The organism is Tomitella biformata AHU 1821 (genome assembly GCF_000524475.1).
GTDB classification, from domain to species: domain Bacteria; phylum Actinomycetota; class Actinomycetes; order Mycobacteriales; family Mycobacteriaceae; genus Tomitella; species Tomitella biformata.
Genome location: NZ_BAVQ01000029.1, coordinates 1 through 21,645, shown reverse-complemented (window position 1 = coordinate 21,645; position 21,645 = coordinate 1). Strand labels below are relative to the sequence as shown.

The 21,645-nt window shown below is 68.3% G+C and carries 23 protein-coding genes; 9 read left to right on the top strand and 14 right to left on the bottom strand.

All coding sequences use genetic code 11. The features are described from left to right. Positions 1–42: 42 nt before the first annotated feature. The 3 genes from TBIF_RS11065 to TBIF_RS11055 form a co-directional block, all read right to left on the bottom strand. Entirely contained in the window at positions 43–360 is a 318-nt protein-coding gene (locus tag TBIF_RS11065) for a hypothetical protein (protein WP_024794864.1), read from the bottom strand. A gap of 12 nt (positions 361–372) precedes the next feature. After that, positions 373–2,241 (bottom strand): BCCT family transporter, encoded by a 1,869-nt coding sequence (locus TBIF_RS11060; protein ID WP_024794863.1) that lies wholly within the window; start codon positions 2,239–2,241, stop codon positions 373–375. Between the two features lie 178 nt (positions 2,242–2,419). Beyond that, a complete protein-coding gene (locus TBIF_RS11055) occupies positions 2,420–2,992 on the bottom strand; it encodes a helix-turn-helix domain-containing protein (protein WP_200182839.1) in 573 nt (190 codons plus the stop codon). Between the two features lie 118 nt (positions 2,993–3,110). Here TBIF_RS11055 and TBIF_RS11050 point away from each other — a divergent pair, with 118 nt between their 5' ends. From TBIF_RS11050 to TBIF_RS11040, 3 genes are all read left to right on the top strand, one after another. Then, on the top strand, positions 3,111–4,070 hold the full coding sequence (locus TBIF_RS11050; RefSeq protein ID WP_024794861.1) for an NAD(P)/FAD-dependent oxidoreductase: 960 nt from the start codon (positions 3,111–3,113) through the stop codon (positions 4,068–4,070). A 130-nt stretch (positions 4,071–4,200) separates the two neighbouring features. Further along, complete coding sequence (locus TBIF_RS11045; RefSeq protein WP_024794860.1) at positions 4,201–5,130, top strand: carboxymuconolactone decarboxylase family protein; 930 nt, start codon at positions 4,201–4,203, stop codon at positions 5,128–5,130. Between the two features lie 64 nt (positions 5,131–5,194). Next, complete coding sequence (locus TBIF_RS11040; RefSeq protein WP_038170774.1) at positions 5,195–5,614, top strand: hypothetical protein; 420 nt, start codon at positions 5,195–5,197, stop codon at positions 5,612–5,614. On the opposite strand, the gene TBIF_RS11035 is transcribed toward TBIF_RS11040, so the two are convergent. Beyond that, positions 5,611–6,249 (bottom strand): TetR family transcriptional regulator, encoded by a 639-nt coding sequence (locus TBIF_RS11035; RefSeq protein ID WP_024794858.1) that lies wholly within the window; start codon positions 6,247–6,249, stop codon positions 5,611–5,613. The genes TBIF_RS11040 and TBIF_RS11035 overlap by 4 nt on opposite strands. 169 nt (positions 6,250–6,418) lie before the next feature. On the opposite strand from TBIF_RS11035, the gene TBIF_RS11030 reads away from it, so the two are divergent. Genes TBIF_RS11030 through TBIF_RS11020 form a run of 3 tightly spaced genes read left to right on the top strand, consistent with a single transcriptional unit; the run spans position 6,419 to position 9,014 of the window. Next, positions 6,419–7,519, top strand: a complete 1,101-nt coding sequence (locus tag TBIF_RS11030; RefSeq protein WP_024794857.1) for a ferredoxin reductase — start codon at positions 6,419–6,421, stop codon at positions 7,517–7,519. Positions 7,520–7,545: 26 nt separating this feature from the next. Beyond that, on the top strand, positions 7,546–8,718 hold the full coding sequence (locus tag TBIF_RS11025; RefSeq protein ID WP_024794856.1) for a fatty acid desaturase family protein: 1,173 nt from the start codon (positions 7,546–7,548) through the stop codon (positions 8,716–8,718). A 56-nt stretch (positions 8,719–8,774) separates the two neighbouring features. After that, a complete protein-coding gene (locus TBIF_RS11020) occupies positions 8,775–9,014 on the top strand; it encodes a hypothetical protein (RefSeq protein WP_024794855.1) in 240 nt (79 codons plus the stop codon). A gap of 33 nt (positions 9,015–9,047) precedes the next feature. Here TBIF_RS11020 and TBIF_RS11015 read toward each other — a convergent pair whose 3' ends face one another. The 5 genes from TBIF_RS11015 to TBIF_RS10995 all read right to left on the bottom strand — a co-directional run bounded on the left by TBIF_RS11015 (position 9,048) and on the right by TBIF_RS10995 (position 13,049). After that, positions 9,048–9,557 carry an O-acetyl-ADP-ribose deacetylase gene (locus tag TBIF_RS11015; RefSeq protein ID WP_024794854.1) on the bottom strand — a complete coding sequence of 170 codons (510 nt, stop codon included), beginning with the start codon at positions 9,555–9,557 and terminating at the stop codon, positions 9,048–9,050. Between the two features lie 84 nt (positions 9,558–9,641). Beyond that, positions 9,642–10,667 (bottom strand): tocopherol cyclase family protein, encoded by a 1,026-nt coding sequence (locus tag TBIF_RS11010; protein WP_024794853.1) that lies wholly within the window; start codon positions 10,665–10,667, stop codon positions 9,642–9,644. Positions 10,668–10,724: 57 nt separating this feature from the next. Next, positions 10,725–12,290, bottom strand: coding sequence for an alpha/beta hydrolase (locus TBIF_RS23460; protein WP_200182840.1), 1,566 nt, complete (start codon positions 12,288–12,290; stop codon positions 10,725–10,727). 145 nt (positions 12,291–12,435) lie between these two features. Further along, entirely contained in the window at positions 12,436–12,657 is a 222-nt protein-coding gene (locus TBIF_RS11000; RefSeq protein ID WP_024794852.1) for a LapA family protein, read from the bottom strand. A 17-nt stretch (positions 12,658–12,674) separates the two neighbouring features. After that, the gene (locus TBIF_RS10995; RefSeq protein ID WP_024794851.1) at positions 12,675–13,049 is read right to left on the bottom strand and encodes an SHOCT domain-containing protein; all 375 of its coding nucleotides are present in this window, start codon (positions 13,047–13,049) and stop codon (positions 12,675–12,677) included. A 154-nt stretch (positions 13,050–13,203) separates the two neighbouring features. On the opposite strand from TBIF_RS10995, the gene htpG reads away from it, so the two are divergent. After that, positions 13,204–15,123 carry a molecular chaperone HtpG gene (gene htpG / locus TBIF_RS10990; protein ID WP_024794850.1) on the top strand — a complete coding sequence of 640 codons (1,920 nt, stop codon included), beginning with the start codon at positions 13,204–13,206 and terminating at the stop codon, positions 15,121–15,123. Positions 15,124–15,208: 85 nt separating this feature from the next. Here the strand turns inward: htpG and TBIF_RS10985 are convergent, their stop codons facing one another. From TBIF_RS10985 to TBIF_RS26710, 5 genes are all read right to left on the bottom strand, one after another. Then, a complete protein-coding gene (locus TBIF_RS10985; RefSeq protein WP_148302240.1) occupies positions 15,209–15,919 on the bottom strand; it encodes a hypothetical protein in 711 nt (236 codons plus the stop codon). A gap of 436 nt (positions 15,920–16,355) precedes the next feature. Next, positions 16,356–16,952 (bottom strand): hypothetical protein, encoded by a 597-nt coding sequence (locus TBIF_RS10980; RefSeq protein WP_148302239.1) that lies wholly within the window; start codon positions 16,950–16,952, stop codon positions 16,356–16,358. 157 nt (positions 16,953–17,109) lie between these two features. Further along, a complete protein-coding gene (locus TBIF_RS10975; protein ID WP_024794847.1) occupies positions 17,110–18,738 on the bottom strand; it encodes a helix-turn-helix transcriptional regulator in 1,629 nt (542 codons plus the stop codon). A 50-nt stretch (positions 18,739–18,788) separates the two neighbouring features. Continuing rightward, positions 18,789–19,889 (bottom strand): flavin-containing monooxygenase, encoded by a 1,101-nt coding sequence (locus TBIF_RS23455; RefSeq protein WP_038170771.1) that lies wholly within the window; start codon positions 19,887–19,889, stop codon positions 18,789–18,791. A 10-nt stretch (positions 19,890–19,899) separates the two neighbouring features. Next, positions 19,900–20,421 carry an alkaline phosphatase family protein gene (locus TBIF_RS26710; protein ID WP_084611662.1) on the bottom strand — a complete coding sequence of 174 codons (522 nt, stop codon included), beginning with the start codon at positions 20,419–20,421 and terminating at the stop codon, positions 19,900–19,902. On the opposite strand from TBIF_RS26710, the gene TBIF_RS10965 reads away from it, so the two are divergent. Further along, the gene (locus tag TBIF_RS10965; protein ID WP_024794846.1) at positions 20,420–20,902 is read left to right on the top strand and encodes an acyl-CoA thioesterase; all 483 of its coding nucleotides are present in this window, start codon (positions 20,420–20,422) and stop codon (positions 20,900–20,902) included. The two genes, TBIF_RS26710 and TBIF_RS10965, sit on opposite strands and share 2 nt — an antisense overlap. Beyond that, complete coding sequence (locus tag TBIF_RS23450) at positions 20,902–21,411, top strand: DUF1801 domain-containing protein (protein WP_024794845.1); 510 nt, start codon at positions 20,902–20,904, stop codon at positions 21,409–21,411. The genes TBIF_RS10965 and TBIF_RS23450 overlap by 1 nt, the downstream gene beginning before the upstream one ends. Positions 21,412–21,645 lie beyond the last annotated feature (234 nt).

The following is a 21,645-nucleotide window of genomic DNA, read 5'->3' as shown; positions in this document are numbered from 1 at the left end:
CGTCTAGACACGTGTACAGCAAGGGGTGGGAGACCCCCGGCGTCAGCCCTGGCTGATCAGCTGCGCGGCCACCGCCGTGCCAGCGGCGACGGCGCCGACGGAGGGCCACGCCCCGATCTTCTTGGCGAGCGGGTGCGAGGCGCCGAACGCGCCGAGGTAGATCGCGAGCAGCGCCCCGCCGCGGGCGGGACCGGAGGTGCGGATCCAGCTATTGGCGCACACCGCGCCCGCCGCGGCGAGGGCTACGCCGCCCAGCGGGCGGATCCCGGTGCCGCGCGCCACGGCGTAGCCGCCCACGAGCCCGGCCGCGGCGATCGCTGTGGTGGCGATCTTGGGGAGGGGGGCGGTGAGGATGGTCAAGTCGGGTGCTCCTTAGTCGGTGCTGGGGACGGGGTCGTCGATCAGCGGGATCTCGATGTCGAAGACCTCGGTGCCGAGCGGGTCGCTGAGATCTTGCTCGCTGACATACTCCATCGCGCCGGTGACGGGGTCCACATCCAGGGCAGAGATCGGCACCTCGTGCACGGCGACCACCATCTGGTTGGGCTCGGCCGGGTCGGGCAGCGCCCTGCTCGACGGTGAGAGCCCGGACAGGGTCGCAGAGAAGCCCTTGACGGTGGTGGACAGGCCGGCCCCCGAGGGCTCGGGCAGCGCTCCGCCGGTGGAGATCACCGTGCCGGGCGAGCCGCTGCCGGGAGTGGACACTCGCATGTAGCGGGGGGTGGCCGCCACGTCGTAGCGGAACGCCTTGAGCATCGAGAAGCAGGCGAGGACCAGGACCACCGAGAACGGCACCGCGGTGGCGATGGACGCCGTCTGCAGCGCCACCAGCGAGCCGGTACCGCCGACCAGCAGCAACACCGCCGCCGCGATGCCCTCGAGGACCGACCAGTACACGCGGGTGATCTTGGGGGTCTCCAGCTTGCCGCCGGTGGACAGGATGTCGATCACCAGCGAGCCGGAGTCCGAGGACGTGACGAAGAAGAACACGATGACGAATATCGCGAGGACGCTGGTGACTACTCCCAGCGGCAGCCCGCCGAGCAACTCGAACAAGGCAGTGTCGATATTGACCTCGCCGTCGACAAGCATGTCGCCGTCGTCGAGCTGGCGCAGGATGCCGGAGTCGCCGAAGATCGTGAACCAGATGGATGCGACGACGGTGGGCGCGAGGATCACGCCGGCGATGAACTCGCGGATGGTGCGCCCGCGTGAGATGCGGGCGATGAACATGCCGACGAACGGCGCCCAGCTCATCCACCAGCCCCAGTAGAAGATGGTCCAGGCGCTGGTCCAGCCGTCGTCGAGGAATGGGGACGTGGCCAGCATCTGGCCGGGGAGCGACTGGATGTAGCCGCCCAGGTTCTGCACCCAGGACTGCAGCAAGAACAGGGTGGGCCCGAGCATCAAGACGAACGCGGCCAGGCAGGCGGCGAGCACCATGTTGATGTTCGAGAGCCACTTGAGGCCCTTGGAGACGCCGGAGACCACGGAGAACGTGGCGAGGCCGGTGACGCCGATGATCAGCAGGATGATCAGCCAGTTATTGGTCTCCACCCAGCCCAGGTAGGACAGACCAGCAGAGATCTGCTGAACGCCGAAGCCCAGCGAGGTCGCGACGCCGAAGAGGGTGCCGACGATCGCGATCACATCGATGGCGTGCCCGATGGGCCCCTCGATGCGCTTGCGCCCCAGCATCGGCTCGAGCAGCCAGCGCACGGATAGGGGGCGGCCGCGGCGGAACGTCATATAGGCCAATCCCAGGCCCACCACCACATAGATCGCCCAGGCGTGCAGGCCCCAGTGGAACATGGTGAGATCCATCGCGGACTTTGCCGCGTCGATCGAGCCGGACTCCTCGCCGGAGGCCTCCGGCGGGGTGATGAAGTGCGAGAGCGGCTCGCCTACGCCGTAGAAGACCAAGCCGATGCCCATGCCCGCGCTGAAGAGCATCGCGAACCACGACACGATCCCGAACTCCGGCTGCTCGTCGTCTCGGCCGAGGCGGATGTTGCCGACGCGGCTGAATGCGCAGTATGCCGCGAAGAACACGAATCCGGTGGCGGACAGGATGTACCACCAGCCGACGCCGTCGGCGATGCCGTCACGCAGCGCGGTGAACGCGTCGGCACCGGACTCCGCATACACGACGGCGAAGATAATCAGGGCCAAGATCAGGATCGAGGCGGGGATGAACACCGGCTTGCGGATCCCGCGCCAGGCTTCGCGGATGCTATTCAACGGTCATGCTCCTCTGCGCCACGTGCCAGGCCGTTCCGGGTAACCGCGGCATGGCGACGGCGATCTTTCGGAGCGGACAACACGCGGGCTATCGGCGTTTCAAAGCGATGTGCTTTCCGCCGACGCTATGGGACTTCGGCTGGCCCTTCAACTTGATTCACGAATTCGGGCCCCCAATTCAGCGGGTGTTCGGCCGGGTTCTCACGTGTGCCCGCTCGCCCTGGGGGCCGAAGAGGCTGAGGATCTCCACGGGCTCGGCGCCTGCATTACCGAACCAGTGTGGGATGTGGGTGTCGAACTCGGCGACCTCACCTGGCGTCAGCGTCACGTCCTGATCGCCGAGGATCAGCCGGAGCCGCCCGGAGAGGACATAGAGCCACTCGTAGCCCTCGTGCGTCTGCAGCGTCGGCGAGCCCGTGGGCGCCCCGGGCGGGATGAGGTGCTTGAAGGCCTGGATGCCGCCGGGGCGGCGGGTCAGCGGCAGGATCGTCTGGCCGTGCCGGCTGATCGGGCGCGGGTGGATGCGGGGATCACCGGTGGTCGGCGCGTTGACGAGCTCGTCCAGCGGCAGCTGGTGCGCCCGGGCCAGCAGCAGTAACAACTCCAGGGTGGGCCGGCGCTGGCCGGACTCGAGCCGGGAGAGCGTGCTGGGCGAGATCCCCGTCGCCTCGGACAACTGGGCGAGGGTCACTCCGCGGCCGGTGCGCAGCGTGCGCAGGCGCGGCCCGACGGCGTCCATCACGCCGCGCAGGTCCGGGGACTCGTCGGGGGTGCGCATACGACCTATCTTGCCACTTCAGCAATAAAGGTTGCCAGTATTGCTGTGGGCGCGGAACGTTGTAGCCATGACGAAGACGAGTGCGGGAAATCTGGACAAGCGGTACGACGTGGTGATCGTGGGCGGGGGCGCGGCGGGGCTCGCGGCGGCGGTGACGCTGGCCCGAGCCCGTCGTGCGGTGCTGGTGATCGACTCCGGCGCGCCGCGCAACGCCCCGGCCGGCCACATCCACAACTATCTGGGCCGCGAGGGCTCGGCACCCGCGGACCTGCTGGCCGACGGCCGGGCGGATGCCATCGGATACGGCGCGGAGGTGCTCGCGGGGACCGCAGTCTCGGCGGAACGGGAGCCCCACGGCTTTCGAATTCTGCTCGACGACGGCAGCGCGGTGCTCGCGCGTCGGCTGCTGGTGACCACGGGGCTGGTGGACGAGCTGCCGGATATTCCGGGACTCGAGAGCCGATGGGGTCGCGAGGTGCTGCACTGCCCGTACTGCCACGGCTGGGAGGTGCGTGAGCAGCGGATCGGCGTGCTGGGGACCGGCCCGCTCGCGGTGCACCAGGCGCTGATGTGGCGGCAGTGGTGCGAGGACGTGACCCTGTTCCTGCGGGCTGAGCTCGGCGCGGAGGACGCGGAGTCGCTGGCGGCGCGCGGCATCACGGTGGAGCGCGGCGCGGTCGCCGGGCTGGCGCTCACGGTTGACGACGGTGGCGCCGAGCGGTTCGACGGCGTGCGCCTAGAAGACGGCACCGTGGTCCCGGTGCAGGCCGTGGTTGTGGCGTCGACCATGGTGGCGCGGGCCGACGTGCTCACGAGCCTGGGCCTCGAGCCCGTCGAGCTGGAGATGGGCGGGCACGTGATCGGCTCGGCAGTGCCCGCAGACGCGATGGGCACGACCGCCGTGCCCGGAGTCTGGGTGGCCGGCAACGTCACCGACCTCAAGAGCCAGTTGATCATCGCGGCCGGCGCCGGGTTGACCGCGGCCACCGCGATCAACGCGGACCTCAGCGCGGAGGACACCAGGCTCGCCGTCGCGGCGCACCGCAGCTGAACCCGCCACGTGGACCTGGGGGGCCATTCTGGGGGGGCCATTGGGCGGGACGGGCCGCACTGTGCCGTAGATCTCAGCCTACGTTGACGACAGAGTGGTCACGGCGACAGCGAGGAAGGCAGGGATCAAGATGAGTGGGACCTCGATCAGTGCACAGTGGGCCGAGCCCGCGTCCGCAGCGTTGGGCAGGTTGGCCCCGGGCCCCGCAGGGACGCTCGCCCTGCTCGCCGGCTCGGTGTCGGCGAGCGGCGGCGACCTGGCGGGACTGGCCCGCGCGGTCTGCGCAGAGACGCTGGGCCTGACGCCGTTGCCGACGCCGACGTCGGCCGCCGCTGTCGACCCCGCGATCGCGGAGGTCGCGGCGGCGTTCGCGGAGCAGTTCAGCCAGGACGTCTCCGCGATCACCCCCGCGGAGCGTGCTGCGCTGTCGGCCGCGCTGGGGGAGGGGGCGCGCGAATTCGTCCTGTCTGTCTACGTCGCGGACTGGGCACCGCGCGTGCGCCGGGCGCTGGAGGCGCTGTTCGCCCCCACCGCGGGAGACGCAGTCGTGTGGCCTGAGTCGGAGCCGACAGTGGTGGCCAGCCTATGGCCGACGATCGAGGCGCAGATGGTCGCGATCGCCCGGCTGTCCGCCGTCGACCCGGTCACGACAGAGGTGGTTCGATTGCGCGGCGCACGCCAGCACAACTGCCGGCTGTGCAAGTCCCTGCGCCAGGTCACGGCGCTCAACGCCGGAGCGGACGAGTCGACGTTCGACGCGGTGGACCACTACGAGGACAGCGTGTTGTCCGCACGGCAGAAGGCGGCGCTGGCACTGACCGATGCGCTGATCTGGCAGCCTGCGCACCTGTCGGCGGACGTGCTCGATGCGGTGCGCGAGCATTTCACGCCAGCCGAGGCGGTGGAGCTGGTCCTCGACAACGCGCGCAACGCCTTTGCCAAGGTCGCGGTCTCTCTGGGCACGGACGAGGCGAACGTGGCAGAGGGGGTGCAGATCTATGAGGTCCGCCCCGACGGCACCATGGATTTCACGGCGGAGTTCACCCCGACACGGGATTGATCCGGGCCTGCGACTGGTCGGCGGATTGCCGTAAAATCGTATCGAGTGCCATCTGACACTCGATATGGAATCGAGGCCCCTGGTGAATCTGAGAAACGTCCCCCTGCGCCTGGCCACCGGCGCGTTCATCCTGAACTCCGGCATCAAGAAGCTGGGCCTCGACGAGGCGGGCGCGGCGGGCCTGCAAGGCATGGCCGAAAATGTGTCCCCGCTGGTCAACTCCATCCCGGTGGCAACGTTCGGCAGGCTGCTTGCGGGCGTGGAGATCACGCTTGGCGCGGCGCTGCTCGCCCCGGTGGTGCCCGCGGCCGTCGCCGGCGCGGGGCTCACGGCGTTCAGCGGCGGACTGCTCACGATGTACGCGCGCACCCCGGGAATGCATGAGCCGGGCTCGCTGCGGCCCACGCAGGCTGGCACCGCGCTGGCGAAGGATGTGTGGATGTTCGGCACCGGGCTGAGCCTGCTGATCGACGGGCTCCGCTAGCCGTCCGCTGGCCGCCACTGGGCCATGCCGAGCACGATCAGGCGTAACTGCCGCTCGGCGCGGTCCAGCACCACATCGCGGCCCCGGCCCGTCTGGTGCACGTCCAGCAAGGCGGCGACCGTCTCCAGCATGGCCGTCACCAGCAAGTTCGCGGCCATCGCAAGGTCGTCGGCCTCCCACTCGGCCAGCCCGGGAAGCCGAGAGAGGTCGATGGTGAGCTCGCTGGCGAATAACGCGAGCTCCCCGCTGATGGCGCGACGAATTTCGGCGACACCGCCGTGCCGCTCGCGGCTGATGAAGCGGAACTGCGCGGTGTGGGCCTGTACCTGCCGGTCCAAGATCTCGAGCGAGGCCGCCGTCGATTTCGAGTGGGGGTCGCGTCGGGCATCTCGCAGCATTTCGCGGAGCATCCGCATGCTGTCCTCGACCAGCGCCACACCGAGGTCCTCCAGCGAGGGGAAGTGGCGGTAGAACGCGGTGGGGACAATCCCGACCGAGCGGGTCACCTCGCGCAGGCTCAGGCTGGCGAAACTCCGGTCGGCCAGCAGCTCCAGGGCGCCGTCGAGCAGAGCCTGTCTGGTGCGCTCCTTGCGCTCCGCCCGGCTTGCCGGCTCCTGCGCTGCTGTGTCGGTCACAGTCCCGAGTCTATGGCCCCGGTTTCGACCCTCGACCGCAGCTGCCGTAACCGGGATCACATGAGCCTCCTATTGACATGACGTGTGTGCATGCTGCCAGAATAGTCGGAGTACACACGTACACTCAAACTTGAAGCTAGCGCAGTGCCGAACACCCTTGGAGGTTGTGATGACGATGGCCATCCCTCGTGGCTTGAAGCGATCGTTCGGGATAACACGACTGGTAGAGGCAATGGCGACCCCGCACGCCCTGGACCGCTACCTAGAGTTGGTCGACCCGATGGTCACGGTGCGTGACTTGCGGGCCGAGGTGACAGATGTACACCGAACTACGTCCGACTCGATCACCGTCACGCTCCGGCCGACTCGGCAGTGGGCCGGTTTCGAGGCGGGTCAATTCGTCCAGGTTGGGGTGGTCATCGACGGGGTCCGCCACACCCGCTGCTACTCCCCATGCGACTCGCAGCACCGCGCGGACGGCCGGATCGAGCTGACCGTCAAGGCGCACCCCGGCGGCCTCGTCTCCGGACATCTGCACGAGCATGCGCGGGTGGGGCTCGTTGTGGACCTCTCGCAAGCCGCCGGCACGTTCCGGTTGCCGAATCCCCGGCCCGCCGACGTCCTACTGATCAGCGGCGGCAGCGGGATCACCCCGGTGCTCTCGATGCTGCGAACTCTCGTCGACGAGGGATTCGCCGGCCGAATCACGTTCCTGCACTACGCGAATGCGGAGTCCGATGTGGCGCAGCTGGCCGAGCTGCGAAGTCTGGCCGCCGCGCACGGGAATGTCGAGCTGACGCTGGCCTACACCGAATCAGGGGACGGCGACCTGCACGGCTTCTTCGGCCCCGAGCACCTGGCCGCCGCCGCGCCCTGGCACGCCTCGGCGCAGACTTACCTCTGCGGCCCGCCCGGGCTGATGACTTCCGTCGCGGCCCTCTATGACGAGCTGGGACTGGCCGACCAGCTGCACCGCGAGGAGTTCACTCCCACGGTGATCGTGCCCGAGGGGACCGCCGGCGGCACCCTCGCCTTCACCGCCAGCTCCGCCGAGGCCGAGAACTCCGGCGCCACCATCCTGGAGCAGGCCGAGGCCTCCGGCCTGACGCCCGAATACGGCTGCCGAATGGGAATCTGCTTCTCCTGCACCGCAGTCAAGCGCTCGGGCTGCACCAAGAACCTCCTCACCGGCGAACTCGAGTCCGACCCGGACCAGCCCATCCAGCTCTGCGTGAACGTCCCCGTCGGCGACGTGGCCATCGAGATCTGACCCTTCCACCGATCGGAGAACTGACCATGTTCGCACTCTCGCTCACCTCCCTTCCCCTGCTGAACCGGGGGCGAAACACGAAGAACGCTGAGCCAGTCGCCATCTCCTATGAGGACGTCGAGGCGCTGGGCGCGGAGCTCGAAGAGTTGCGCACCCGCACCGTCGCCAAGCTCGGCACGTCCGACCGCGAGTACATCTACAAGGTGATCAAGGCGCAGCGCGGCCTTGAGGTCGCTGGCCGCGCCGCGATGTACCTGCCGTTCCTCCCGCCCGTTTGGCTGGCCGGAGTCGGCGCGCTGAGTGCGTCGAAGATTTTGGACAACATGGAGATTGGCCACAACGTAATGCATGGCCAGTACGACTGGATGCGCGAGCCGGGACTGAACTCGCGGGTCTTCGAGTGGGATACCGTCTGCCCGGCCGACCAGTGGCGGCACTCGCACAACTATCTGCACCACACGTTCACCAATATCTCCGGCAAGGACCGCGACATTGGCTACGGCATCCTGCGCATGGACCCGTCGGTCAAGTGGAACCCCTACTACCTGGGCAACCCGGTGTGGGCGACGCTGCTGATGGTGTTCTTCGAGTGGGGTGTGATGATGCACGACCTCGAGATCGAGAACGTCCTCAAGGGCGAGCGCAAGTGGTCCGACGTCAAGCCCATCCTCAAGGGCTGGTGGCGCAAGGCCGGCCGCCAGGTCCTCAAGGACTATGTGGTCTTCCCCGCGCTGACGGGACCGTTTTTCGTGAGCACCCTGGTCGGCAACGCCAGCGCTAACGTCGTGCGCAACCTGTGGACGTACTCGATCATCTTCTGCGGCCATTTCCCCACCGGCGCACAGGTCTTCACCCAGGACGAGACGGCGGATGAGACGCGCGCCCAGTGGTATGTGCGGCAGATGCTCGGCTCGGCCAACATCACCGGCGGCCGGCTGTTCCACATCATGAGCGGCAACCTCTCGCACCAGATCGAGCACCACTTGTACCCGGACGTGCCGGCCCACCGGTACCCCGAGATGGCGCCGGAGGTCGAGGCGCTGTGCGCGAAATACGACCTGCCGTACAACAAGGGCGGGTTCTTCAAGCAGATTGGCTCCGTCTGGGGCAAAATCTTCCGGCTGGCGCTGCCCGATTCCATCACCGGCCTGCGCGCCGAGCCCGGTGTTATCGTGGAGCGCGAGCCCGCAGCGGCGTGAGCCGCCCTTCGTCATCCGACGAAAGACGGGCTGACCGACGGGATGGGGAGCACACCATGGTGAGCAAGTTCGAGCGCCGCAAGGACATCGTTCAGGAGTTGACGGAGTCGACCGCCACGCACGTGGGGAAGATCGCGATGATCATCACCAATTGCGTCAAGGACGTCACCAAGGAGATCGGGGACCTGATCACCGACGGCTTTGAGATGCGCGAGGCCGCCAAGCAGGCGGGCCGCGACGCCCACCGCGATGGCGGAGCCGACGATGTGAAGATCGACATCCCCCGCGCGAGGTAGCCCAGTGTCGCCTGATTGGCGAATGTGGATTCTCTAGGGCGCGGATCTCCGCATCAGTTCCGCGATATCGCGGTCGTAGGCGACCATCAGCACCTCATCCGCCCGGGTCGGGGCGGAGAGGATCGCCTCGACCGCCAGATCGACGGCTGCGGCGCGCGGCCAGCCGTATGCGCCGGCGGAGATCAGGGGGAAGGCGACAGATCGCGCGCCCAGGGAATCGGCCACCGCGAGGCTGCGAATATACGCAGAGCGAAGCAAATCTGTGCGGTCTTCGTCCTCCGAGTAGACGGGGCCGACAGTGTGGATTACCCACTGCACGTGCAGGTTCCCGCCCGTGGTTGCCACTGCGTCGCCCGTCGGGAGCCCGTCCGGCAGGGTCGTCGCCCGCAGTTCGCGGCAGGCGGCGAGGATCGCGGGGCCGCCCGCGCGGTGGATTGCACCGTCCACCCCGCCGCCTCCGAGCAGGCTGTTGTTGGCCGCGTTCACGATCGCGTCCACGCGCATATTGGTGATGTCGCCCTCGACGACAATGATTTCCGGCATTGATTCCCTGCTTCCTGTGGCTGGCAGGCCGATGGTCTGACACTAGGCGAGATCAGGCCTCGGGTTGTAGCGAGCCGTTTGTCCTCACACTTGAGGCGGGGCGTCGACATCGCCGGGCCCGCCGCCGCGGCGCAGGATCTCGGCCTGTGCGCGGGCGATGCCGCCGTGCTCCAGGGCCGCGAGGGAGGACTCCCCACGCCAACGCACCTGGCCGCGTCGCCGCACGGTGATCGCGAGCCGGCCCGCGAGGTGCTCGATCGCGCCGGGGATATTGCGGCCCTGCGACGGCAGTGGGACGGGAAGCACGTGCGCGGAGCCAAGCGGCGAGGACGCCTCCACCGATACCGACCACAGGAGATTGCGGCCGTGGAGCGACCAGGTCTCATCGGTCACCTCCGCGCGAACCGGTGAGACGGCGGGGTTGCCGAGGCGGAGCACGGTGCCGTCGGGCATGCGCACCACGAGTGCGGTGACCTCGGTGCGCAGCGGACCGGCGCTGACCTGTCCGCCCGCGAACGCGACGCACGCTCCCGGCTCTGCGAAGCCCTGTGCCTGGCCCCACCACCAGCTGTCAGGGAAACCCTCGCGGCCCCAGTTCTTCTCGCAATAGACCTGCGCGCCGGTGAGGTCGATCTCTCGTCCCCCAAGCACCGCGCGCCCCTCCGCTCGTCCGCCGAGCAGCCACGGATGCCAGTACTGGTTGAGTCCCGGCACGGATTGGAAGAAGCTGGAGCCGCCGAACCGCCGCCTCGGCCACGGCACGTGGCTGGTCACCCGCACGTCCAGGAGCGCGTCGGGCCCGAGGTCCACGCGCAGGCGGTCTGTCTCGCCGGCGAACACATCCCCGGCATAGGCGCCCAGCTCGGTGCGGCTGGCCGCGGCGGTGGGATGCGCCGTCGTGCGCAGGAATCCGTCGGGACTCCCCGCCAGGCCGACGGTGGCCCACGGGCCGTCGGGGCCGCGGTTGACCCCGCACAGGGCGATCACGACGTCGCCGGTGGCGGGCTGGGTGAACCGCCAGAAATACCCCTCCATCGCCACCCCGTGCGCAGGCAGAGGGTCGCCGAAGGGCAGGTCGGCACCCGTCGCGCGGTAGCGGGAGAGCAACATCTCCCCAATCTATGGCGGCAACCGTGCCGCCCGCGCTGGTTTCGCGAGTTCGGCGGGTCAGCTGGTCATGGCGTCGAACACCCGGTCCGACTGCTCGACGCTCCACCCCGCGGGCTGGAGGATGTCCGCCCACAGGTAGGCGGCCTCTGCGCCGTAGGTGTGGCCGAAGCCGGACGGCACGTCGGTGGAGAACACCATGTCCATGGTGACCTGCCAGAACGTGACGAAGGGGAGCCACCTCATGCCCGGATCCACGTCGGGGCCCAGTGGCTCGCGGAGCCAGTCGGGCTGGTGCAGCAGCAGGTCGAACGACCACCAGACGATGGGGTCGCTGGCGTGTTGCCAGAACACGGTGCGCGGGGCACCCCACGTGGTGCCGAGCTCAACGTCCTCAGGCTGGGAGGCGAAGCGCACGTGCTCTCCGTCGCGGTAGACCGGCTGGCGTTCGGGGGAGCCGGGATCGCGGTGATCGGTGATGTGGCCCCACGGCTGCGCGAAGTTGGGGGTGCCCACCCACAGGCCGCCGTCGGTGCGGGCGGTCATGTCGGCGGCGGAGGCGAAGGCGGACATCCCGCCGAATGCGCCGAGGCTCTCGCCGAAGGTCACCAGCTTCGGGCGCTGGTCCTCTGGCCGGGTGGACCACGCCGCGTATACGGCTTCGAACAGTGCCTGGCCCGCGAGCTTTGGCGTCTCGCGGTCTGCGATGAAGGACAGGACGCTGGGCAGGAACGAGTACTGCATCGACGCGATCGCGGTGTCGCCGCCCGCGACGTACTCGAAGGAGTTCGCGACGTTGGCGTTGACCCAGCCGCGGCCCGTGGTGGTCACCACGGCGAGCACCGCGCGGTCGAAGGCTCCCGTGCGCTCGAGCTCCGCGACGACGTTCGCGGCGATCTCGTCGACGTCGGCCCCGGACTCGCGGCCGGCATAGGCGCGGATGGGGCTGCGCGCGGGCGCGCCGGTGACAGCCGAGATCTGCTCGGCGGTGGGGCCGCCGGCAACGAAGGTGCGGCCCTCTCGGCCCAGAGAGTCCCAGGCCTGGGTGGACTCGGGCGAGCCGGAGCGCTCGGGGAGCTGGGGCTGCTCGACGCCCTCCGCGGTGCTTTGGTCGGATGCCTCGGCCGTGGACTCGGCGATGCTGAGGACGCCGCGGTACAGGGCGCCGTTGACGACCACGACGGCAAGCGCGATGACGATGACGAGCGCCGTCAGGCGGGCCACGGGCAGCGGCACGAACCGGTCGATGAAGCGGGTGAGCGCGTTGGTGCCGCGGCGCAGGCCCCGGCCGATGGAGAGCAGGATCCAGGCAACGATCAGCGAGAGGATCAGGATCGAGATGTAGAGGGCGCGCTCTGCGCGCGGCACCCCGACGAGGTCTCGAATGGTCTGCTGGTTGTCCGCGCCCAGGTACAGGAAAATCGGGATCGCCACGACGGCGCAGCCTGCGAGGATCCACCAGCCGATCCGCTTGGTCTGGGCGGTCCAGGCTGGGTGGACGCCGCACCGGCGGACGGCCCATGCGGCGAGGCAGCCGAGCCCATAGCCGGTGATGACGCTGATACCGGTGGCCACAGACTGCAGGTACCAGGGGCGCGGCAGCAGTGACGGCGTCATCGACGCCATGAAGGAGAGCAGCGCGACAGCCAGGCCGACGGGGTGGAACCGCGCGAGATGCCGCACGACAGCCCGCCTGCTCGGAGGAGTCTCAGGGTTTTCGTCTGAGCCTGCCGTCGGTTCCGAGCCTGCGGGCTGTTGTGTCACGGTGTGGCTACTCCGATTTTTTGTTGCGTCTACGGCTGGTGAGAACGCCGACGAGCCATCCCACGACGAACACGATCAGCAGAATGAACCACTGCGGGCCCGTGAGATCGAGCCCGAAAAGCTTGATCTTCATACTTGCCGTGTTCATCAGGACGAAGACGACCGCGAGAATGGCGATGATCAATCCGGCCCATTGCGCGGGGCTGACTTTGGCTACGAAGCTCTTCATCGGTCTCCCCTAAACTGTTAGGCGAGCGCCTTGGCCTTGAGGGCCTGGAACTCGGCATCGGTGATAGCGCCCGAATCGAGAAGCGCCTTCGCGTCGGTGATCTGTGCGGCGGGGGTGTGCCCGGCCACGTCGCGAATGTAGTTGTCCTGCGCCGACTTCATCTGTGCGACCTGAGCCTGCGCGCGCTCGGCCATGCCCTGGCCGCGGATGATCAGGTACACCAGCGAGGTGAGCAGCGGGATGAAGAACAGGAACACAATCCACACGGCCTTGATCCAGCCGCTGGTCTTGTGGTCGCGGAAAAGGTCGGTAAGGATCGTCCAGAGCAGCATCAGGTAGCAGATGAACGCGAAGCTAATGACGATCAGCCAGAGAACATTCCAGAAATCCATTGCGACAATCTCCCCAAAATCGGACCGGACGATTCCAGTCAGTTTGATAAGAATGTTGCACTGTGTATGGGCTTGTCAAGCCGGGTTTCTGTCAGGTGGCGCCGGGGGCCCAAGTAGGATGCCGATCGAGTATTCCCCGGTTGAAAGGATCGCCGTGACCGCCCAGGTCGAACAACGTGAATTCCAGGCGCAGACGCGTCAATTGCTGGATCTGATGATCCACTCGATCTACACCAATAAGGACACGTTCCTGCGTGAGTTGGTCTCCAACTCCTCGGACGCGCTGGACAAGCTGCGGTTGGCGGCGTTCCAAGACAAGGATCTGGTGGCGGACACGTCGGATCTGCACATCGAGCTCGTGGTGGACGCCGAGGCCCGCACGCTGGCCGTTCGCGACAACGGCATCGGCATGTCCCGCGAGGAGGTCATCGACCTGATCGGCACCCTCGCCAAGTCCGGCACCGGCGAGATGCGGAAGGCCATGGCGGCCGCGCAGTCCTCGGCCGCGCCGGAGGAGCTGATCGGCCAGTTCGGCATCGGTTTCTACTCCACCTTCATGGTCGCGGACAAGGTCACGCTGCTCACCCGCAAGGCTGGCGAGCAGGCTGGCACGCGCTGGGAGTCCAGCGGCGAGGACACGTACACCATCGAGGAGGTCGCCGACGCCCCACAGGGCACGACGGTGACACTGCACTTGAAGCCGCATGACGACGAGGACCACCTCTTCGACTACACCGCGGAGTGGAAGCTCACCGAGATTGTCAAGCGGTACTCGGACTTCATCTCCTGGCCTGTGCGGATGGCCCGTGAACTCCCGGCCACAGAGGAAGACGGCGCGCCCACGACCGAGATGGTCACCCTCAACTCGATGAAGGCGCTGTGGACCCGACCCCGCAGCGAGGTCACCGACGAGGAGTACACCGAGTTCTACCGCCACGTCAGCCGCGGCTGGGACGAGCCCCTCGAGATCATCCCCATGCGGGCGGAGGGCACGTTCGAGTACCAGGCACTGCTCTTCATCCCGACGCAAGCGCCGTTCGACCTGTTTCAGCGTGAGTCCAAGACCGGCGTGCAGCTCTACGTCAAGCGCGTGTTCATCATGGACGACTGCGAGGAGCTGATGCCGGAGTACCTGCGCTTCGTCAAGGGTGTGGTGGACGCACAGGACCTCTCGCTGAACGTCTCGCGTGAAATCCTGCAGCAGGACCGGCAGCTGCGGCTGATCCAGCGACGCCTGGTCAAGAAGGTGCTCTCCACCATCGGGGAAATACAGCGATCCAGGGCTGCTGACTACACGACGCTATGGGGCCAGTTCGGGCGCGTCCTCAAGGAGGGGCTGCTCTCCGACCAGGACAACCGGGACACGATCCTGGGGCTCTCGTCCTTCTCGTCCACCAACTCGGAGGACGGCGTGACGACGCTCGCCGAGTACGTCGAGCGGATGCCCGAGGGCCAGGGACAGATCTACTTCATGACGGGCGAGACCCGCGCGCAGATCGAGGGCTCCCCGCACATGGAGGCCTTCCGCGCCAAGGGCCGCGAGGTGCTGATCCTCACAGACCCCGTCGACGAGGTCTGGGTGGACCAGGTGCCGGAGTTCGACGGCAAGACCTTCCAGTCGATCGCCAAGGGCGAGGTCGACCTGGACACCGAGGAGGAGCGCGCCGCTGGCGAGAACGAGCGCGAGCAGCGGGGCCGCGACTTCGCGGAGCTGCTCACCTGGCTACAGGAGACCCTCGACGAGCAGGTCAAGGAGGTGCGACTGTCGACGCGACTGACCGAGTCCCCGGCGTGCGTCGTCGGCGACGCCTTCGACATGACCCCCGCGCTGGAGCAGATGTTCCGCGCGTCGGGCCAAGAGATCCCCACGGCCAAGCGGATCCTCGAGCTGAACCCGACGCACCCGCTGATCGAGGGGCTGCGGGCGGCGCACGAGGCGAACGCCGAGGACACGGTGCTGGCCGACACCGCCGAGCTGGTGCTCGGCATGGCGGTGCTGGCTGAGGGCGGCGAACTGGCCAACCCGGCGCAGTTTGCGAAGCTGCTGGGCGAGCGGCTCACCGCGGCGCTGTAGTGGTTCCAGACAAGCTGTAGCGGTTCCGCACTGTAATGAGGACGGCTCGCGCCATGATGGCGCGAGCCGTCCTCATTACGGTGAGCTACTCGGTGGTGCCAGCACCCGCGCCCGTGTCAGGTGCCGCGTCCGCTCCACCGCCGAAGATGGCGGCCAGGCTGCCCATGTCGAGTCCGTCGAGGGGGCTGCCGCCCTCGTCGCCGCCAGGCTGCTCGGCGCCCGGGTCGGTGGTGCCCGCGCCGTCGCCGTCGCCACTGCTCTGGTCGCCGCCGAACATGTCGCTGCCGATCACCTGCATGATCAGGTCCATGCCGCCGGGCATCGTGAGGACGGTGCTGCCCAGATTCAAGACCTGCGGGATGGTCCCGAGGATGCTGCCGGGGACGAAGCCGAAGGTGTAGGCGTAGGTGACCGCGTCCGCGCTCTGGCAGGCGCCGGCGACGACGTAGATGCCGTCGCCGAGCTCTCCGGTGGTCCAGCTGTTCTCCCCGTTGGCCTTATAGGGTGCGCCGAACGTGGGGAGGGTGCCGAGGTCGACGGCGGCGCCAGTCACGAGGGGAAGGGCGTCGATGGGCGAAAGCACCGCGGGGACCAGCTCGCAGTCCGTGTCCGCGGGCGGCGCGATGTGGATCCCAATCGTGTTGCCGGAGACCTTGGATGTCACGACGGGTTTGGCCTGCGGCGCTGGGGGGACGGTCTCGTCCGCGCTCGCCAGCCCGGGCAATGCGAGGGCTAGGGCGCCGGTCAGAGCGATAGCGCCCGTCGTCCCGCGGGTGAGCATTCTCCTCAGTGACATCTGGACTCCTGGATTTGGTGCTGGATAGTGGCGGACGGTTCTGCCCCACCAGGATGCTGCCAGAGAAAAGGGCCACTGCTAGTCGTGCGTCCATATTGCTGTGAACTGTCACACGTTATTGCGCAGGGCGCAGTGGCCGGAGGTCAATGCCTCGGTGGCGATCGGCCAGCAGACCGTGGAGTACGTGGTGCACGAGGAGACAGGCAGAACCTGGCCGCTGCCCGATGACGTCGCCGGGCCTGATGGTGCGGCCCGCGCGAGCCGGAGCTGCGCGAGCTCGACGCGTTGATCCGTGAGAGCGCCCCGGGATTGCCCCAGTGATGTTTGCGAACCAGAAACGGAACATGGGCCGGTTTGTTAGCGCCCGCCGCAGCCCGGTCCACGGCGAATGCCCGCACTCGAAGGTCGGGTGCGGGCAATCGGCAACTGGTATGGATTAGCTGCTGCTGTTTTCGCCGCTCCCGCCGGTCAGTGAGCCGATGTTGAGATTGTCGGTAAGTATGGCGCTGCCGGCGCCGGAGGAGATCTGATCCATGATGATCTTGAGGCCGTTATCCAGCTCGAGGACCCCGCTACCCAGGTCCACCGCTTGGCTGATGCTCCCGAAGCCGCTAGGCACGAACAGGACCTTGAAGGTGTAGCCCTCCAGCGTGAGCCCGTTGAGGCAGGCTCCGACCACGGCGTACGCGCCGGGCGCGAGCGGGTCCGTCACGGAGTTGCCATCAGCATCAACGTCGTAGGGGAATCCGCCCTTGAGGAGGGGGAGAAGGGAGACCAAGTCGGTCGGCGGTGCGACCGAGAATGGAATGGCGTCGATGGCGGACAAGACGACGGGCAAGCACGTGAGACCGGTGGTGCCTGCGGGCGGGGTGGCCTTCATGACGATCGTGTCGCCGTCGACGTGGGCGGCGAGGGTCGGCGGCGGGGGGACCGGGTCGGCGGCATTCGCGACTCCCGGGAGGGTGAGTGCCAACGCGCCGGCTACTGCGATCGCGGCTGTCGAGACTCGGGTTATGAGGGTTCTCTTCGGCATATTTCTGTACTCCTAAAGGATTCTGCGGAGGATGAAATTGGTCGAAGTATCGATTGTGGCAGAGCGTCTGAGATTCTATATGCGGTATGAAAATACTGCTTATGTTTTATGTCAGCGCAACGGTCATAGGGGCCGCGGCCAATTGATTCGAACTGGCTCAGGCCAGGCCGCGCTCGAACGCGTACGCCGCCGCGGCGGTCCGCGACCCCACGCCGAGCTTGCCGAAGATGTTCGACAGGTGCCGCGCCACGGTCTTCTCGCTGAGCACCAGGTCATCGGCGATCTGGAGGTTGCTGCGCCCGGTCGCGACCAGACGCAGCACCTCGGCCTCGCGGGCGGTGAGCCCGCCGGGCACCGCGGCGGGGGATAGCAGCCGATCCACCTGCTCGGCGTCCGGATCCGCTCCGAGCAGGTGGAACCCGGCCCGCGCGGCCACGAGCTCGCGGCGCGAGGACTCCGCGTCGCCGAGCGCGGCGAGCGCGCGGCCGGTGAGGGCCCGGACCCGAGCCTGGTCGTACGGGCTCTCCGCCCGAGCCCACACATGCTGCGCCTTGCGCAGGTAGGGCAGCGCGCCGGCCGGGTCGCCAGCGGCCAACTCGACCGCGCCCGCGGCCTGGGCAGCCGCCGCCGCCAACGAGAGGGACCCGAAGGCGGCGGCGAGCTCGAATAGCTCGCCCGCGAGAACCCGCGCGTCCTCGACCTCGCCCGTGGTGAGCAGCACGTCCACGGCGGCCGGCAGCAGACGGCACCGCTGGACCGGGCCGCCGGGCTCGGCCAGTTGGCGGGCGATCGTCGCGCGTGCCGCACCGGCTCGGCCCTGCGCGAGCCACAGCAGCGCGAGTCCGGGCTGCGGGTCCAGGCCGCGCTCGGCCGCCCGCTCGTATGCCGCGTCGGCCCCCTCGTAGGCGCCGCGCAACCGCAGCAGATCGCCGGTCTCACACGCGGCGAGGGCCACGGCGTCCATCGCCCCGACGGCGATGTAGCGGCGCGTGGCGCGCTCGAGCTCCGCGAGCGCGCCGGCCCAGTCCCCGTGCACCCGCAGCAACTGGCCTCGGTGCACGGCGCACTGGCCGGTGAACGCCAGCAGCCCCGGCTGCGCGTCGCACCATCGCTCCAGTGCCGCCGTCCACTCCGCGACGCGGGAGAAATCGCCGATCTCCTGGCAGCCCTCGATCGCCGTGCAGTACACGTGACCGGCGATGATCGGCGACGTCTCGCCGGCGATCACCCGCACCATCGCCCCGTCGAGCAGCTCGAGCCCCTCGGTCGCCTGGCCGGTGTACAGCGCCATCCGGCCCTGCGCGCACATCCCCATCGCGGTCAGGTCGGGGTCGCGGTGCCTGCGCCCGGCGTCCGCAGCCTCATCTGCCGCGGCCGAGGCCAGCGCGAATGCCTCCGTGTTCAGATGGCGGAACATGCGCAGGAAGGCGACCCAGCCGCGTTCCGCCGAGCCCTGGGCGAGCTCGACCACCAGGCCCTCGGCCCGGTTGGTCCAACCCGTGGACAGAGCCGGCTCTCCGTGCGCGGCCGCGGACATTGCCAGCCGGAATGCGCACCGCACGGACTGGGCCAGGTCGCCGCACTCCTGGTTGACGGCGAACGCCCGCTGCAGGGCCTGGACCGCCACGTCGTGGCGACCGACGAGCTCGGCGGCCGTGGCGCACTGGTCGAGTTCGGGTGGAGAGAGCTCACCGAGCTCCACCCGGGACCAGGCCTCGAACGCCGCGGCCCAGTCGCCGCGCGCGAATAGGTCGCTCGCCTGCGCCCGCTCGTCGATCTCGCCCACCGGATGCCTCCTCAATCGAGGGTACGGCGCGGCGGGCGGCCTGCACCGTGTCAGGAGACCGGGGTCAGGGCCTTCCGGGCGGCGATCCGTCCGGCCACGAACCCGGCGTCGCGCCCGACCCCGGACAGCAGCATCGAGCCGAAGCAGTACTGGAAGCTGAGCCCGCAGAAGTAGAGCCCGGGCGTCTCCGTCGCCGCACCGCGCATTTCCCGAGGCCAGCCGTCGTCGCCCAGCATCGGCAGATGGATCCATGCGAAGGACTGCCGAAATCCGGTGGCCCAGACGATGGTCGCGACGTCGCGGGGCGTGCCGTCGACGACGGGGCGGCCGTCCGCCACGGACTCCACTCGCGATGTCACCCGCTCGACCCCGCGTTCGGCCAGGTCGGATCGCTTGACCCGCAGCATCGGGCCGCCATGGTGGCGAATCTTCGCCATGGTCTTACGGCCCACGGGCGTACGACGGGTCAGCACGTGCCGCCATGCGAAGAGCAGCAGGGGGAACATGACGCGCATCTGGCGCGAGTCCAACTGAGGGGGGATCTGTCCGCAGTCCCGGCCGGCCAGGACCGTTGGATTGGTCTTGGCGATCTCGAACGCGAGGTCGCAGCCCGAGTGGCTGGCGCCCACGACGAGGACCGGCCCTGCGCCGAGTTGTTCCGGCCGCCGGTATTGGCTGGAGTGCAACTGTAGGATCGCCGGGTCCAGCTCCGAGGCGATCTCCGGGATGCGCGGGGTCCGGCCAAAGGTGCCCGTCGCCACCACCACATTGCGGCAGGAATAGCGGCCGCGGTCGGTGGTGACGACGAACCCGTCGCCGTCGGGATCCACACTGACGACGCGGGTCCGCAGCCGCACCGGCAAGTCGAAGTGGCGGGCGTAGGAATCGAGGTAGTCGCCCACCTGATCCTTGCCGGGGAACGACCATCGCGGCGCGGGGAACGGCAGCCCTGGCAGTCCGTCGTACTGCGCCGGCGTGTAGAGCTTGAGGGTGTCCCACTGCTGGCGCCAGTTGTCACCGACGCGGGCGCTGGCGTCGAGTATGACGAACTGATGCCCGCGACGCTGCAGGTGGTAGCCGGTGGACAGGCCAGCCTGGCCGGCCCCGATGATGACGGTCTCAATCTCGCGTGTCTTCTGTGTGGTGTCCATGCCGTCAACGCTAAGAGCGGGCGGCGCGTCTGGCATCGGGCGAACGGCGTATCTCCGCGGAGCGGCGGATGGGTGGATATGCCCACGCACGGGACCGCCGGCAGCGCGGGCAACGCCAGGTACAGGGCCTGGAGGGTGGGGGATGCTGGAGCAGCCGGTGCACCAGCTGCTGGAAGCTGAGGAAGTACTCGAGGTTGTTGTCGGTGAAGTTGTCCCACTCCTGATAGGTCCGCCAGGAGACGCCCGCGGCCTCGAGCCTCTCGGGCACCGTCGTCCACGTGTAGCCGCTGATCCAGTAGTTGCGGTTGGGGCTCGTCGAGGTTCGCGGACCCTGCGCAGTGTGCCGAAGAGTCCAGGCTGCCCGGCGGAGACGCCGAGGGGCCCCCGCCGACCGAGCCTGCGCCGAGGGCGAGGAAACGGCGACGGGACACGTGGCCGGGCTGCGGCGAGGGATCTCGGCCCGCGCTGGAGGGCGCGGGCAGCGTCCGTAGGGTTGGCGTCGACTTGTACCCGTGCGGGAAGGACCCTTCATGCAGGCTGGACCCAAGACCACCGTGCGCGTCCACGTGCGCCTCGACGACATGACGCCTGCGATGCATGTCGGCAACGCCTCGGTGGTGCGGATCATCGAGGAGGCGCGGATGTTCTACCTTGGCCACCCCGTGCCCGGCCGCCTGCCGTTCAACAATGGAATCCTCGAGGTCCTGCAGGGCCGTGCGAACATGCTGATCGCGCAGCAGACAGTCGAGTACGTCGGTGAGATGTTCTACTCGACGGAGCCCCTGTTCGTGACGTTCTGGATCGGCCACCTCGGCGGCTCGAGCGCCACGCTGTGCGCGGAGATTCGGGTCACGGAGGACGCGGACCCGATCGTCAAGACCGAGGCGACCATGGTCATGGTCGCGGTGGACACGGGTAAGTCGTGGCCGCTGCCGGATGATGTCCGCGCGCACCTGGCTAACCACATGGCGGAGCCCATCGCGCTGCGGCCGAGGCCGGGTGCTCGGGTCTGATGGTCAACATCCAGGCGTCGACGTGGGATGAGTACTTCGCGCAGTGCGGCCCCCGCGAACCGGAGCTGCGAGAGCTCGACGCCCTGATCCGTGAGAGCGCGCCGGGCCTGGCTCCGGTGTTGTTCGGCGGGATGTCGGGCACGATGCTCGGCTACGGGATGCAGCCCTATAAATCCGCGAGCGCGAAGGTGGCGAGCGAGTGGCCGCTTCTGGCCCTTGCGAACCAGAAGCGGCACATGAGCCTGTACGTGTGCGCCGTCCTCGACGGGAAGTATGCGGCGGAGATCTACGAGCCGACACTGGGAAAGGTGAAGATCGGCAAAAGCTGCATCCGTTTCACCAAGGTCGCCAACCTCGACCTCGACGGTGTGCGCGCGATGGTGTCCGATCTCGACGCCCGGATGGCATCGGGAGAAAGGCTTATATCGTTTTGGTGTTGGGTTTTCCCAGCTCGACGGCCCGCTAGGGTCGAAGGTGGGAGAGGTCTGGTGAGCGCGGTTTTCGGTTGAGGATCATGCCTCGTGAACAGAGAGTGCGACACCAGGCCTGCCCCGCCAACATGGCCCGTTTGAAGGGAATTGACGGACCGGGCTGGCACCGTGCCCGCCCGGCCGCGTCGGATGACACGTAAGCACGGGCACACCCTGGCGGCGGCGGACGGCGACCATTACCTGATCGCTGGACACCGACAGCCTCCACGGTGACGGCGGCCAGACCCCGGTCGCCGGCGCCAGGGGATGCTC

What these genes read in the sequence shown, in the direction of transcription:
- TBIF_RS11030 (WP_024794857.1), top strand. Translation starts at nt 6,419, where the DNA reads ATGACGATGGCCATCCCTCGTGGCTTGAAGCGATCGTTCGGGATAACA.
- TBIF_RS10965 (WP_024794846.1), top strand. Translation starts at nt 20,420, where the DNA reads ATGCAGGCTGGACCCAAGACCACCGTGCGCGTCCACGTGCGCCTCGAC.
- TBIF_RS10980 (WP_148302239.1), bottom strand. Translation starts at nt 16,952, where the DNA reads ATGCCGAAGAGAACCCTCATAACCCGAGTCTCGACAGCCGCGATCGCA.
- TBIF_RS23455 (WP_038170771.1), bottom strand. Translation starts at nt 19,889, where the DNA reads ATGGACACCACACAGAAGACACGCGAGATTGAGACCGTCATCATCGGG.
- TBIF_RS11015 (WP_024794854.1), bottom strand. Translation starts at nt 9,557, where the DNA reads ATGCCGGAAATCATTGTCGTCGAGGGCGACATCACCAATATGCGCGTG.
- TBIF_RS11020 (WP_024794855.1), top strand. Translation starts at nt 8,775, where the DNA reads ATGGTGAGCAAGTTCGAGCGCCGCAAGGACATCGTTCAGGAGTTGACG.
- TBIF_RS10995 (WP_024794851.1), bottom strand. Translation starts at nt 13,049, where the DNA reads ATGGATTTCTGGAATGTTCTCTGGCTGATCGTCATTAGCTTCGCGTTC.
- TBIF_RS10985 (WP_148302240.1), bottom strand. Translation starts at nt 15,919, where the DNA reads ATGTCACTGAGGAGAATGCTCACCCGCGGGACGACGGGCGCTATCGCT.
- TBIF_RS11000 (WP_024794852.1), bottom strand. Translation starts at nt 12,657, where the DNA reads ATGAAGAGCTTCGTAGCCAAAGTCAGCCCCGCGCAATGGGCCGGATTG.
- TBIF_RS11010 (WP_024794853.1), bottom strand. Translation starts at nt 10,667, where the DNA reads ATGTTGCTCTCCCGCTACCGCGCGACGGGTGCCGACCTGCCCTTCGGC.
- TBIF_RS11025 (WP_024794856.1), top strand. Translation starts at nt 7,546, where the DNA reads ATGTTCGCACTCTCGCTCACCTCCCTTCCCCTGCTGAACCGGGGGCGA.
- TBIF_RS11045 (WP_024794860.1), top strand. Translation starts at nt 4,201, where the DNA reads ATGAGTGGGACCTCGATCAGTGCACAGTGGGCCGAGCCCGCGTCCGCA.
- TBIF_RS11040 (WP_038170774.1), top strand. Translation starts at nt 5,195, where the DNA reads ATGGAATCGAGGCCCCTGGTGAATCTGAGAAACGTCCCCCTGCGCCTG.
- TBIF_RS23460 (WP_200182840.1), bottom strand. Translation starts at nt 12,290, where the DNA reads ATGGCGTCGATGACGCCGTCACTGCTGCCGCGCCCCTGGTACCTGCAG.
- TBIF_RS23450 (WP_024794845.1), top strand. Translation starts at nt 20,902, where the DNA reads ATGGTCAACATCCAGGCGTCGACGTGGGATGAGTACTTCGCGCAGTGC.
- TBIF_RS26710 (WP_084611662.1), bottom strand. Translation starts at nt 20,421, where the DNA reads ATGAAGGGTCCTTCCCGCACGGGTACAAGTCGACGCCAACCCTACGGA.